The 14067-nt window shown below is 35.6% G+C and carries 11 protein-coding genes; 6 read left to right on the forward strand and 5 right to left on the reverse strand.

The window, feature by feature from the left end:
• Positions 1 to 7: 7 nt before the first annotated feature.
• From ACMHJ2_RS16130 to ACMHJ2_RS16150, 5 genes are all read left to right on the forward strand, one after another.
• A complete protein-coding gene (locus ACMHJ2_RS16130; protein ID WP_413513894.1) occupies positions 8 to 1480 on the forward strand; it encodes a SusD/RagB family nutrient-binding outer membrane lipoprotein in 1473 nt (490 codons plus the stop codon).
• 6 nt (positions 1481 to 1486) lie between these two features.
• Positions 1487 to 3955 carry a phosphocholine-specific phospholipase C gene (locus tag ACMHJ2_RS16135; RefSeq protein WP_413513895.1) on the forward strand — a complete coding sequence of 823 codons (2469 nt, stop codon included), beginning with the start codon at positions 1487 to 1489 and terminating at the stop codon, positions 3953 to 3955.
• Between the two features lie 415 nt (positions 3956 to 4370).
• A complete protein-coding gene (locus ACMHJ2_RS16140; protein WP_413513896.1) occupies positions 4371 to 5051 on the forward strand; it encodes a hypothetical protein in 681 nt (226 codons plus the stop codon).
• A 62-nt stretch (positions 5052 to 5113) separates the two neighbouring features.
• Positions 5114 to 5929, forward strand: a complete 816-nt coding sequence (locus ACMHJ2_RS16145; RefSeq protein WP_413513897.1) for a DUF6597 domain-containing transcriptional factor — start codon at positions 5114 to 5116, stop codon at positions 5927 to 5929.
• A gap of 79 nt (positions 5930 to 6008) precedes the next feature.
• Positions 6009 to 6413: a RidA family protein gene (locus tag ACMHJ2_RS16150; RefSeq protein WP_413513898.1), complete on the forward strand. Its 405-nt coding sequence runs from the start codon at positions 6009 to 6011 to the stop codon at positions 6411 to 6413.
• A gap of 96 nt (positions 6414 to 6509) precedes the next feature.
• Here ACMHJ2_RS16150 and ACMHJ2_RS16155 read toward each other — a convergent pair whose 3' ends face one another.
• Positions 6510 to 7145 carry a LysE family translocator gene (locus tag ACMHJ2_RS16155; RefSeq protein ID WP_413513899.1) on the reverse strand — a complete coding sequence of 212 codons (636 nt, stop codon included), beginning with the start codon at positions 7143 to 7145 and terminating at the stop codon, positions 6510 to 6512.
• A 176-nt stretch (positions 7146 to 7321) separates the two neighbouring features.
• Positions 7322 to 7813, reverse strand: a complete 492-nt coding sequence (locus tag ACMHJ2_RS16160) for a PaaI family thioesterase (RefSeq protein ID WP_413513900.1) — start codon at positions 7811 to 7813, stop codon at positions 7322 to 7324.
• Between the two features lie 119 nt (positions 7814 to 7932).
• Between ACMHJ2_RS16160 and ACMHJ2_RS16165 the strand changes: the two genes are divergently transcribed.
• On the forward strand, positions 7933 to 8829 hold the full coding sequence (locus ACMHJ2_RS16165; protein ID WP_413513901.1) for a LysR family transcriptional regulator: 897 nt from the start codon (positions 7933 to 7935) through the stop codon (positions 8827 to 8829).
• A gap of 168 nt (positions 8830 to 8997) precedes the next feature.
• Here ACMHJ2_RS16165 and ACMHJ2_RS16170 read toward each other — a convergent pair whose 3' ends face one another.
• The 3 genes from ACMHJ2_RS16170 to ACMHJ2_RS16180 form a co-directional block, all read right to left on the reverse strand.
• Positions 8998 to 10104, reverse strand: a complete 1107-nt coding sequence (locus tag ACMHJ2_RS16170) for an NAD(P)H-dependent flavin oxidoreductase (protein WP_413513905.1) — start codon at positions 10102 to 10104, stop codon at positions 8998 to 9000.
• 163 nt (positions 10105 to 10267) lie between these two features.
• Positions 10268 to 11785, reverse strand: a complete 1518-nt coding sequence (locus tag ACMHJ2_RS16175; protein ID WP_413513902.1) for a hypothetical protein — start codon at positions 11783 to 11785, stop codon at positions 10268 to 10270.
• Positions 11786 to 12275: 490 nt separating this feature from the next.
• Positions 12276 to 13835, reverse strand: a complete 1560-nt coding sequence (locus ACMHJ2_RS16180) for an NAD(P)/FAD-dependent oxidoreductase (protein ID WP_413513903.1) — start codon at positions 13833 to 13835, stop codon at positions 12276 to 12278.
• Positions 13836 to 14067: the final 232 nt, after the last annotated feature.

A 14067-nucleotide genomic window follows, 5' to 3' on the forward strand; every position in this document is an offset into this window, starting at 1 on the left:
GATAGTCATGAAAAAATACCTTAAAACACTATATGCAATTACCTTGGCTTTAACTGTAATCGGATGCCATGATTTAGATCAATTGAATGAAGATCCAAATAAAATCAAAGAATCGGATCCGTATTTATTGCTTACAAAAGTAGAAAAGAACGCTTTTTCTTTGCAAAATATCGACAAAGAATATGCTGCACGTATGATTATACAAACGGATGGAGAAAGTACGTATCAGTACTTTAAATGGGGAAGTAAAGGATTTGATCGCTATAAAGATTTGTTGCAAATTCAAAAGATGATGGACGAAGCAACGCGAACAGGAAAAGTAGAATATTTAGCGGTGGGGCACTTTCTAAAAGCGCATTTGTTTTATGAGTTGACGATGAGTTTTGGGGATATTCCATTTTCAGAAGCTTTGCAAGGAGAGGGAACGATACAATTTCCGCAGTATGATGAGCAACAAGCTGTATTTTCCGGTATTTTAGAAGAGTTGGATAAAGCTACTCAAACCTTAAAAAAAGAAGGGACGCTTCAAGGAGATATCATTTATGGTGGCAATTTAAATCGTTGGGAGCGATTGATTGAATCCTATAAATTAAAAGTATTGATAACCCTTTCTAAAAAGCAAAAAGTAGGCGCTATTGAGGTGGCAAAACGCTTTAATGAAATCTATCAAAAAGGCATTTTGTTGCTGGATAATACAGATAATGGGCAGTTAGCCTTTTTTGATCAAGCAGGAAGTAGATATCCGCAATTCAACTCGAGCTCCTATGGTTCAGGTATGTATATGTCGGGTACTTTTATTGACCTCTTAAAAGGGTTAAAAGATCCAAGGTTATTTGCCTTTGCCCAACGTACAGCCTCTGCCTTAGAAAAAGGATTAGCAGAAGATAATTTCGAGGGATACAATGGTGGAGACCCTACCGTTCCCTATGCTGAAAATGAAAAATTAGTTCAAAGTAAAAATATTTCAAAAGTAAGAAATCGCTATTATCAAGATCCTACCAATGAAACAAATGTAATTTTAAGTTATGCTGAGCTGCAATTTATTTTGGCTGAAGCCGCCGCGAGAGGATGGATTGCAGGCAGTGCAGAAGCATTTTACTTAAAGGGAATTAGAGGAAATTTTGATTATTATGCGCAATATGCCAAAGGATTGACCCAGTACTATGCTGCCGATAAATATGAAGCTTACGTTCAACAAGCAACGGTGAGCTATAAAGGCGGAGATCTCAATACGCAATTGAAACAAATTTTAACCCAAAAGTATTTGATTATGTTTCATCAAGCGGGAATGACGGCATATTTTGATTATTTGCGTACAGGCTATCCAGAATTAAAAGTACAACAAGGCGTAACAGCGCCAACCCGATGGCAATACCCAAGTTCAGAATACAACCGAAATCAAGCGAATTTACAAAAAGCGCTAGATCGCCAATTTAGTGGTTCGGATAATATTAGAGGGATTAGTTGGTGGTTAAAGTAAGAAAATATGAGTACAACTAGAAGAGATTTTATTAAAACGTCATCCCTTTTTATGGGAGGGATGACGGTCTTAAATGCTATGCCCTCGTCAATTCAACGGGCATTAAGTATAGAAGCAGATCCAGGAACAACTTTTTTGGACGCGGAACACATTGTTTTTTTAATGCAGGAAAACCGCTCTTTCGATCATTGTTATGGAACTTTAAGCGGTGTTCGAGGTTTCAATGATCCTCGAGTAATTCGTCAACCCAATCAGTTACCGGTTTGGTTTCAAGCAGAAAAAGACCAGTCTATTTATGGACCTTTTCGATTGGATATCGAAAACACGAAAATTACGTGGATGGGAAGCTTACCCCACAGCTGGAAAGATATGGTGGGGGCGAGAAATGACGGTAAAATGGACCAATGGCTGATTGCCAAACGACCAGGGAACGCAGCATATGCCCATATGCCCCTGACAATGGGGTATTTTACGCGTGAAGATATTCCATTTTATTATGCTTTTGCAGATGCTTTTACCGTATGTGATCAGCATTTTTGTTCTTCTTTGACTGGAACAAGTGCCAATCGATCCTATTTTTGGGCAGGATCGATTCGCGAAAACCCGCGGGATCCCAATTCGGTAGCTCATGTAAATAACGGGCAAATTAATTACCAAGATGTAAGCTGGAAAACGTACCCTGAACGACTAGAAAAGAATAATATTTCATGGAAAGTATATCAAAATGAATTGAGTTTACCTGTAGGGTTTTCTGATTTAGAAGAGTCGTGGTTAGCTAATTTTACAGATAATAATTTAGAGTTTTACAAGCAGTATAACGTGCGTTTTCACAAAGCGCATATCCAATTTAAAGCGTTGGAATTAAAACGAGTAAAACAAAAATTGGCTGAAGAAGTATGGGGAGAAAAGGAAAAACAAAAGTTGCAAGAAGAGGTAGTGGCTTTAGAGGCGTATCTCCAACAGTATTCAGAAGAAGCTTTTAGTAAATTATCGACGCATGAACAAAATATCCACAAAAAAGCTTTTGCTACCAATACAGAAGATCCTGCTTATCATACAATAGAAGAAATTGATTATCAGGAGAATGGAGAAATTAAAAAAGTAGAAGTACCCAAAGGAGATATTTTATATCAATTTAGAAAAGAGGTTGAACAAGATAAATTGCCGATGGTCAGTTGGCTAGTTGCCCCATGTAATTTCTCGGATCACCCAGGAGCTCCTTGGTTTGGCGCTTGGTATGTATCCGAAGTATTGGATATTCTTACGAAAAATCCCAACGTTTGGAAAAAGACCATCTTTATTTTGACTTATGATGAAAATGATGGCTATTTTGATCATGTAGCTCCTTTTGTACCACCGTTAAGCACCGATCCGAAACAAGGTCAAGTTTCCAGTAGAATAGATACCCAAGATGAATGGGTTACCCTAGAACAAGACAAAGCTAGAGATAGTAAGAGTTCGATTGCAAGTCCTATCGGATTGGGATTTCGCGTACCTATGGTTGTTGCTTCTCCTTGGACAAGAGGGGGATGGGTGAACTCAGAAGTATGCGATTTGACTTCAACCCTGCAGTTTTTGGAGTATTTCATAGAGAAAAAAACAGGAAAAAAAGTAATTGAAGAAAATATTTCTTCTTGGCGTAGAGGAACTTGTGGTAATATGACTTCCATTTTTCAACCCGCCAATGACTTGAAAAAACTTGACTTGGATTTTGTCGATCGAAACAAATACGTTGAACGCATTTTAAGTGCTCGAGATAAAAATCTTCCCCATGGTTTTAATCAATTTGAACCAAGAGAACTGAATCAAAATAAAGTTTGGAATGATTTAGAGCATTTTCCCAAACAAGAAAGTGGTGTGAAAAAAGCATGTGGATTACCTTATAATGTTCAAGTCAATGCTGAGGTAACTAAAGAAGGCGTACGAATGAATTTGGGTATTGAAGCAAATAAATTGAAAAACAAGGACTATTTAGCCCCTATACAGGTTTATTCTCATCAAAAATTCCAAAAGGAAACAGGGCGAAATTGGAATTTTAGTGTGGATGAAAAGGATCCCTTGTCGTATCAATGGGCGAAACAAGATTTAGATCAAGGGTTGTACAATTTTAGTGTACACAGTTTCAATGGATTTTATAGAAATTTTAGAGGGAATTTAAATGATCCGTTGGTAGAAATTGATTGCAAGGTTAATCAAGATCAAACCCTAACAATTGTAATCAAAAACAAAGCAAAACAAGCGTTAGTTTTGTATGTTCAGGATGTTGTTTACAGCAAAAAAACGGACAAAATAGCACTAACCGCTCAGGCTGAACATACTTTAAAGTTAGACTATACAGCCTATAAAGGATGGTATGATGTAGTGATCTCGATGGATAACTATGCTAATTTTATCTATCACTATGCAGGACATATTGAAAATGGAAACAGTAGTATTTCAGATCCCTACATGGCGAGTTTTTCCAAGTGGAAATAGCCTTTTGAAAATCAATAATTTACAGTCTGTATTGCACAAATAGCTACCAATAAACAGCAATTGCAGGCCTTTTGTTGGAGTGTTCTCGATGGATTTTTAAAGAAGAGTTGTATAATTATTCTATAACCCTTCTATAATCCTTCGAGAATTCTTCGATAAACCCTTGTATAAAGGCCTTTTTATTGAAGAAACCTTGAATAAACCTTCCTGAAATCCCATAGAAAACACATGGAGATGGCATAGTGAAGACGAATATATAACACGGTATTTTCGTTAAGAGCTAGCCTTTATGTAAAAAACCTTATTTCTTTTATTAGTAAATGAAATAAGAGTTAATTACTTGATTGTGTTATTTTAAGTTTCTTTTTGTTGGTGTAGTTTTATAAAAGTTTATAACCAATAAAAATGTAAAACAATGAAAAAATTAGTCGTATTATTTTTAGCAATGGGAGCAGTATTGATTACAGGCTGTAGTAAAGAGGACGATCAAATCAGGAATCGTCAAGAATTCAAACTTACGGATCAGGAATATCAATCAAAAGTAAATAAGATGAATGCTATTTTTGATCAATATGGAGCATACGATGATGGAACTAATTCTTATGATTACAATACTAAGGAACATCGATTATCTATCGAAAAATTGAATTTAAAAGATTTGGAAGATTTTTTGAAGGAACTTCATTCAGAAGAAGGTTTAAAGAATGTAGATGAAAAGTTTAGTATTCAAAAAAAAGAAAAGAATGATGCAAGGCCAGAAACAAGGGCAACAACTAAATATCAAGTCGTAGGAAATCACAGCAATGCTATTATTGGAAAATCAAATTCCTTCGTTGATTTCAGTATCACCGATTATGAAAGAATTGCTTTTGTAAATGCCGGAGCAACCTATGACAATGATAATGTAAGATATGATCGTACGAATGGAACAAATGTTGTCGATTTTTTTCCCGATGCAAGTCAAGACTACTACAGCCACAAAGGAGGAATAAATGTATCTTGTAAAGTTGTGGCCTTTGGAAGATCTATAATAGCAGAAATGCAAGCGAGATTTAATCGAAATGGAGTTGGCAGTGTGGTTAGTTTTAGAGCGTAGCGCAAGTAACATTTCGAAAGGCGGAAGAAATTTTTATCTTTGAATGGACTAAAGTAAATGCCATGCACTATCAAGAGATTCTTCCCATTCCAGCTTTACAGCCTTTTATTCGTTACTTTTGGGTATTGGAGAGCGGGGAAGACCAAAGTACAAGCAAACAGTTTAAAATACTACCCGATGGGATTCCAGCCTTGATTTATCAAGATACGCCTAGTCTCTTTCGAGATGAACAAGAACAAGTTACTCCTCAGTTGTATGTATATGGCGCTTTTACAACCTATACGAACCAATTGGTTGATGGCGCTTTTCGAATTATAGGGGCATATCTTGAACCTACTTCCTTAAAATCGATATTCAAGGTAGATACTGCTGATTTAGCTAATCAGAATATAGCTTTGCATGATTTAGTTTCTACTTCTTTATTGGATCAATTACAAAATGCTCGAACAACACAAGAAAAGATTGGTTTACTTTCTGATTTTGTTTTGCAACAAATTCAAACGTTGCGTTATGAAAATCAAAAAGCTAAATTTGCGTCAACCTTGTTGCAAAGCGGAAAATCCATACAGGAAATCCAAGCGGAAATGAATATGTCCGAACGCACTTTGGAACGATTAATGAAACAAAATATAGGAATGTCTCCTAAACTTTTTTCGAGAATTATGCGTTTTCAATCGAGCTTGGAGCTAGTGAAAACTACAGACTTTGAAAATTTCACTTCGTTGGTTTATACCCAGGATTACTTCGATCAATCGCACTATATTCGAGAATTTAAAGCCTTTACTGGAACAAACCCAATGCATTTTTTACGGCATTCGAATGAAAAGTTAGCTAATTTTCCCGAGTGGAAAAAAGAAACGAAAGATAATAAAGAATAAATTTTAGTCTTGTCGGTTTTATCCAATTTTAAGTAATTATCCGGTTTTAGTTTTGCAGCTGAATTTAAAAGAAAAGAAAATGCAAAACGCAAAACAAAACAAAATCATTCGATTTAATCCAACTACCGTGCCCCATCCAGTCGGTAACTATTCACATGTTACAATCCTTCCTAAAGAAGCAAGTTTGTATACTTTTTCAGGACAAATAGGAGTTCAGGCAGACGGAACTATTCCCTCAGATTTTAAGGAACAGGTAAACCATACTTTTTCCAATATACAAGCCCTTTTAACAAGCCAAGCGCTAACCGAAGCTGAAGTAATTAAAGTGAATATTTGGGCTACAAAGGAGATTGATTGGTTGCATTTTAATTCCATCTGGGAAGATTTCTTTGGTGAGGCTTACCCATCGATGACCGTCGCTTATATTTCTGCATTAGGATTACCCGAAATTGATATAGAAATCGAAATATGGGCAGCCAAGTAAAAAAGACATCCCCCTTTTTATACGTATAAAAAGGGGGATTACTTTCTTACAATAGTTTTTTAGATTTTGCAGTAACTAAACGATTGTCTCATGCCTCTATTTTGCTTTTGATAAAGCCATTTTAGCTGCTAAAAACAACAAAACACTTCCCATAAACCACTTTTGTATTTTCACCCAAAAAGGTTTTTTTTGAAAGAATGAAGCTAACTTAGCAGCAAATAAAATAATAAGCAAATTGTTTAAAAAACTGACAAGTAGTTGTGTACTTCCCAGGGTCAAGCTTTGAAGCACAATCGAACCCTGTGCGGGTTTTATAAATTGAGGAAATAGCGATAAGTAAAAAACGGCAACTTTGGGATTGAGTACGTTTGTTAAAAAACCAATAGTAAATAGTTTATGTGGAGCATCCTTTTTTAGGGTTTGCTCTACCTCAAATATGTTTTTCCCATTGGGTTTGAACGCCTGAAAAGCTAAGTATACTAAATATAAAGCCCCCGTCAATTTTAAAATTGTATAGGCATAAGGAATCGCAAATAACACAGCGGTTAATCCAAAGGAAACTAGGATAATATGGAATAAAAAACCAAAAATAACGCCTACTAGCGAAATGAGTCCTGCTTTTTTACCCTGTGACAAGGTTCTTGAAATCAAGTAAATCATATTTGGACCTGGTGTAATGGCCAAAACGATAGAGGCTATAACAAATAAAAGTAATTCCTGAATCGGTATCATAATGTGAAATTTAAAGGGGATAAAAGAAAGGTTATTCGTTTCATGGTTACTCCGAAATATCCTCCTTTTTTCCGTTTTGAAAGGTATTTTTAGCGTTGGTTTGAACCAAATTTTTCTGACTTTAAAAAGGAATAAAATCCCTTTTAAGCTAGATTTTATTTTCTAATTTTCCTTTTTTAGGATCGAATTATCAAACAGGTTGAAACCGCATGTGCATATAATTTACCTTCCTTATCGCGTAATTCGGATTCTAAATACGCAGTTGTTTTTCCCTGGTGAATGAGTGTGGTTTTAGTATGTAGAACAGGGGTATCGCTTGTTATTTTTTTTAGAAAGTTTACTTTCAAGTCTAAAGAGGTAAATGCTTCCCCAATTTCTAAGGTACTGAGTAAAGAACAACCAATAGCCGAATCTAGAACAGTACTGATTATACCTCCGTGTACACAACCAACGGGGTTGTATAAGAAGTCCGCGCCTTTAAATTCAAAGACAACGTGCCCTTTTTTAACCCAAATAGGCTGGCAACCAATAGTTTCAAGACTTGGAGCCAAGGGTAAAGTACCTTCAAGTACACGGAGTAGAAAATCATATCCGCTTAGATTTTTAGCTTCTTTTAAAACGGTTATGGGATCTTCCCAAGTGTACGTACGCGTGTTTTTACTAGACATAGTATTTTGTTTCTTGTAGTTTATTTAAAAAGAAGGGTTCTTTTTTTGCCAAATTTAAGAGGATAAATACTTCAAAACAATTGAAATTATTTGTAGATTTACTTTAGTATTTTAGAAGTATGGATGTACATCAATTAAAAAGTTTTAAGACGATTGTTGAAAAAGAAAATTTTCAGGATGCAGCTAAAGAATTAAATTATTCATTGTCCGCTATCAGTTATCAAATGCAACAATTGGAGTTTGAATTAAAGTTTCCGTTATTTGAAAAAATAGGAAGGCGTATGCATCCCACGGAACAAGCGTTAAAATTAATTCCTCATATTAAGCGAATCGAAGAAGAAATAGAACAGATCAAATTAATTAATGCAGGGAGTTCTAAAATAGAGGGGAGTTTAACTATTTCTATTTCAGATAGTTTAATTACGTATATTTTACAGGCTGTATTAAAAGAATTTGTCGAAAAGGCTCCTTGTGTATTGCTAAAATTAAAAGTCAAAAACTGTTATGAAATACAAAAAGACGTTATTAAAAATGAAATTGATTTAGGGGTTCACTATCAGGTAAATGGATATGGGACGCAAATTAAAACCGTAGCTATTAAAGATTTCAAAGTAGGTTTAATGGCCTCTGCACAGTTTCCAAAAGAGGAGATGGACTTCAATCAGAAAAATCAAGTTAAATCCTGTGCGCTGATTACCAATGACCCGAATGGCGTATATCAAAAGTTTTTCAGAGAAGAGATGAAAAATAAAAATATTGATATAAGTCAAAATATAGAACTTTGGAGTATAGAAGCCACAAAACGCAGTATTATCAGTCAGATCGGAATTGCATATCTGCCTCATTTTGTGGTTAAGGATGAATTGGAATCAGGGAAGATGATTGAGATTCCTATCCAAGGATTTACGCCTAAGATTACCATGATTGCTGCATATCATCATCAGAAGTGGATTAGTCCCGCCATGCACTTGTTTTTAGCTATTTTACAAAGGCGAATGAAAGAAGATGTGCTGTGAACTTCAAACTCCAAAAAAAACGTAAAAAAAGTAATTTTTCTAGTGCATGTATTGGCATGTAATGAAAAGTAGTAAATACAGAAAACGCTCACCTTTTAAAAGTGAACGTTCTCCTTTTGTATAACCTAAAAAAATAACTGATTCGATTTATAAAATAAGAATTGTGTTTTATTTGGTCTGTGTCTCCACCTTCTGAATGAGATTAGTTAGTATCTCTTTGACGGATTGACTGCTATATGGACCCAAAGATTGTCCGGTCCACAAGCTGGAGAATTCGGGATTTTCTTTTGCTTTGGCAGCGATCCTTAAGCCTACAGTCAGTTTATTTTGAAACGGATAGGGTAAAATATAGTCTGAATGATCGAGTTGTTGGGTAAATGTATTGCTTAGTCCTCTAGCATAGCGACCAGAGAAACTTTTCGTTAAGACAAGATCTTCTTCTTTTGCCTGACGCAAGGCCTCTTTTTCAAATTCTGCTAGATTGCTTTCTTCAGATCCCATCAGTAAACTACCGATGGCAAAACCTTGGGCACCAAGCGTTTTAACGGCTAAGATAGTAGAAGCATTATAGAGTCCCCCTGCGTAAATAAGAGGCGTTTTTACCGCATCATATACTTTGGCTAATAAGGATAATCCCCCAATTTCAGGAAGCGTTTCACTTAAAAAGGTTCCCTGATGTCCACCAGCTTCAATTCCTTGTACACAAATGAGATCAATATCTTTTTGTTCCAATACCCTAGCTTCTGCTACCGATGTACAGGTTCCGATAAGTAGGATACCTTGTTGCTTCATCTTCGTGATAGTGGCATCATCAAATACGCCAAAAGTAAAACTCACAATCTTACAACCCTCCGCAATAATAGCATCAACTTGATCGCGGTAATCCGTATAAACAACTTGTTCGTATTCCGCCAAGTTGACGTCTAAATTAGCTTGTTGGGCAAGATTCTCAATGTAGTGTTTCGTACGCGTATATTGATTTTTTAATGCTTCGGTTCGTTCAGGTAAGGGGTTTAGAAATACATTGACTGCAAAAGGACCATTCGTTAGCTGTTTGGTTGCGCGAATAAGCTCTAAACATTTAGTTACAGGTAAATCCCCTAAAGGCAAGGTTCCTAAAACGCCAATTTCACCTACTGCTGCAACCATTTTCGGGGTAGTTACTCCAAACATAGGGGCTTGAATAATAGGATATTTAAGATTTAAAAGTTGTGTTATTTTATTCTCCCAGGTGAAATTTTCGGTATGCATTTTCTTTTTTTTCTTGGTTAATATTCAAAAATACAAGTTATTTAAAGACAAAAAGATGATAAATAACAGTCTTTGTAAGTCTGAATTTGAATCACAGGGGAGAGAAAATTAGTTTAGCAAGAGGTAAAACCAATAAAAAAGCCCAATTGCAACTGCAATTGGGCTTTCTTTTACTGTTTAAAAAAAATTATTTTCTACTGTTTTTAGCAGCATCGAATTTCTTTCCTTTATTGTATGATTTTTTAACCGATTTAGCGGCTGTATTAGCTGTTCTACTAGCATTGTTTACGAATGCCAACGCTCCAGTATAAGAAGCTTTAATTTTGTTTTCTCTGTCATCTATAGCGTTTAAAGAAACAGTATATTGATCTCCTGTTTTTTCTATTTTAACAGTTCCAGTACGTGTAGGTGCATAGCTAGTTGTTTCATCATTATTGATTGAGAAGTACCATGTACCCCAATCTAATCCTGGTTCTGTACCACCACCTGAACCTGCATTACCTGCCATTTCTTCTCCAATTGGGAATTCTCCAACAGGGATATCTGTTGTAGCATTTACATCAGAGTAAATGGTTACACGCATCCACTCACCAGAACCTTCAGCCCGAAAGTACTCTTCAGGATGAAGGGTTACTGTTTCTGCGTATAAATAGATATTCCAGCGGTTGTTTTGTTTTTCTGTAATAGGTGATTTTCCTTTGTATTCAAGGAATCCTTGGGTTAAAGTTTCAACTTTTTTATCTGCTCTAAGTGTAGAAATGGTATATTGGTCGCCTTGTTTTACTTTTCCTACATATTTACCTAAATGTCTTTTGCCATTTTGTAGTAAAATATTAAAGCGAACTTCTTGTCCTTCTTTGTTTTCCATTACTTTGATTGATCCATCAAGAATGTATAGTTCTTCTTTAATTCCTGCTGCTTTGTCATTGTGTTGAAACGTAGCAAAAGAATAATCAATCTCTCCACTTTCAATCGCTTCTTTTGACCCCACTTTAAAACTACCTACTTTAAATTCAGTAGAAGCTTTATACGTTTTGTTAGGGATTTTTGCTTCCCAAGCTTTGGGTGCCATAGCATCAAACATAGAAAGGGAAATATGATGTCCATCGCCTTCTAATTGTCCGTATTTATCCGCTTCACCTTGTGTGAAAAACGTCATGTATTCCGCTACATTTGGATGCTCAAATACATCGTCACCCCAATACCAACCATTTTGAATTTCATAGGTCGTATCGTATATTGGTTCAATGTCTAACGCATCAGTATAGTTGAAATCATAAGTTAAACCTTGTTCGTCTTTTACTTGCCCTTTAAACGTATAGAGCGCATTATTTTTAGTAACAGTAATTTCTCCTCCAACTAGTTTGAATTGAGCATCTCCCTGTTTTAAAAAACTCTTTTCAGTGAATGTGTATAAAAGAGCAGCCCCTTCAGAAAAAAGATACGTTTCTGATTTTAGGGTAGCTTCTAGTAAATTTTCATCTGCTACAAGATTAGAGATGAAATCCAGATGAAAGTCTCCTTTATTTGTATTTAAAACGATTTTGAAACTCCCTTTGCTATCTACATTCCCAAGATATGTACCTGTTGATTTTTCAATGGCAATTGGCGTCAGTTGAATAGAATTGTTATCATCACTGCTGCATGATGTTAGCGTTAAATTGCCAAGCAAAATAAAGCTTAGTAAACCAGTTAGTCTTTTCATAAGTAAATTGAATTAGTCTGAGAGGTGCAGAACAACCTCTTGTTTATTTTTGTTCGTTGAGCTGTATTTGATGTTGGAATATTATATTTTTTTGGCTTTTTTAAGTTGAATAACACAAAACAGATCGAGTCGCAAGTTAGATTTTATTTCTAATCATTCCATAAAGTCTAAATAAATTAACATAACGAAAGGGAGTGATTTCGCAATATGTGAATAACAATAATGTTATAGTTTATTAATTAGCTGTATTAAGTTTATATTATTTAATCTTAATGCTTAATTTATTAAATATGGGTTGTAAATTTTTTGGGAGAAAGATTAAAATCATAAATTTTCACTGGTTGGGGAAATAAAAACACAGGAAGAAGGATTGAATAAACTTTTTGAGCAGTTATGGGGTTGTTTAATTCACATTTAGTGTGTTGGATTTAAAAAAAAAGTCTAACTACGGCAGTAGTTAGACTATATAAGGAATAAGAAATGAAAGGACTTAGGACATACTTTCTACACATAAGATGGCGCATTTTTCTCCATCAATAGCGGCGGAAATAATACCTCCGGCATAACCTGCACCTTCCCCACAAGGATATAATCCTTTGATTTGCGGGTGTTCCAACGATTTATCATCTCGTGGAATTCTCACGGGAGATGAAGTTCTGCTTTCTGGTGCATGAAGAATGGCATCATTGGTAAAATATCCTTTCATCGACTTGCCAAATTCCTGAAATCCCTCTCTCATAATTTGAGTTAAGAAACCAGGAAAAACGTCACCTAATTCAGTAGAAGTTGTACCAGGTACATAGGAAGTTTTAGGAATAGAAGTGGAAACCTTTGATTGGGTAAAATCAATCATACGTTGGGCGGGTACACGTTGTGTTTCGCCAGCTAGTAAGAAAGCTTTCTGTTCAATGCTCTTTTGAAATTCCATACCTGCTAAAGCACCGAATTTTTGAAAAGGTTTAAAATCTTCTAATTTCAATTCTACTACAATACCAGAGTTAGCCGTTGCCTGATCGCGTTTGGACGGGGACCACCCATTGGTTACAACCTCTCCTGGAGCTGTAGCACAGGGAGCGATTACCCCGCCAGGACACATACAGAAAGAGTACATGCCACGTCCGTTCACCTGCTTTACAATAGAGTAGGGAGCGGGAGGAAGAAATTCACCTCTAAAATCACAGGAATATTGAATTTGATCAATCAGCGATTGCGGGTGTTCTGCACGAACGCCTAAGGCAAAAGGTTTGGCTTCAATAAAAATATTTTTTTGATCTAATAGTTCATAAATATCACGGGCTGAATGTCCAGTGGCTAAAATAACTTTGCTCGCTTCAATTTTATCTCCATTTTCAAGTATAACGCCTTGAATTTCATTGCTCTTTATGACAAAATCAACTACGCGTTTTTCAAACCATACTTCTCCGCCAAATTCTTCAATTTTATGGCGCATGTCTTGCATGATTTTAGGCAATTTATTTGTACCTATATGGGGATGTGCTTCAACTAAAATATCTTGTGATGCTCCAAAGGCAACGAGTAATTCTAAAATGCGATTGATATCGCCGCGTTTTTTGGAACGCGTGTATAATTTACCATCCGAATAGGTTCCTGCACCCCCTTCACCAAAACAATAGTTGGAATCCGGATCTACAATATGTTCAATGTTTAGGGCTTTTAAATCTCTTCGGCGACCGCGAACATCTTTTCCTCTTTCGATAACAATAGGTTTAACCCCTAATTCGATGAGTTGTAAAGCAGCAAAATAACCCGCAGGCCCTGCACCAACGATGATGACGCGTTGCGCCTCTTTTACATTGTGATACGCTGGAAAATTAATTTGGCGATGGCTCACCTCTTCTCCTTGGAAGAAAACGTGAACTTTCAAATTGATTTTTACGGAGCGCTGTCTGGCGTCTATGGATCTTTTAAGTATGGTAATGTGTTGAATATCTGAAATAGAACTTCGGATATGATTCGCAACATATTGGGTTAATAATTCAGCTGAAGCCGCAACTTCAGGAAGAACTTGTAACTGTAATTCTTGTGGCATTTTTTTATAAGGCAATAAAAATTAAAGCACAAAAATACATTAAAAAAACAAAATATGATTTAAGAATAAAAGGTCTACTTAAAATAAGCTATAGAAAATTAAATAGAGGTTTGGATATCCTAATGAAATTCGGACAATTAGTTAAGCAGCTTTATTAATATTTATTATTTGATTAAATTCGTTGATTGTCTGGTAGTTTAAGTAGGAGTGTCTACGTTTTTTATTATATCAT

This window comes from Myroides odoratus (assembly GCF_965118575.1).
Lineage (GTDB): Bacteria > Bacteroidota > Bacteroidia > Flavobacteriales > Flavobacteriaceae > Flavobacterium > Flavobacterium odoratum_B.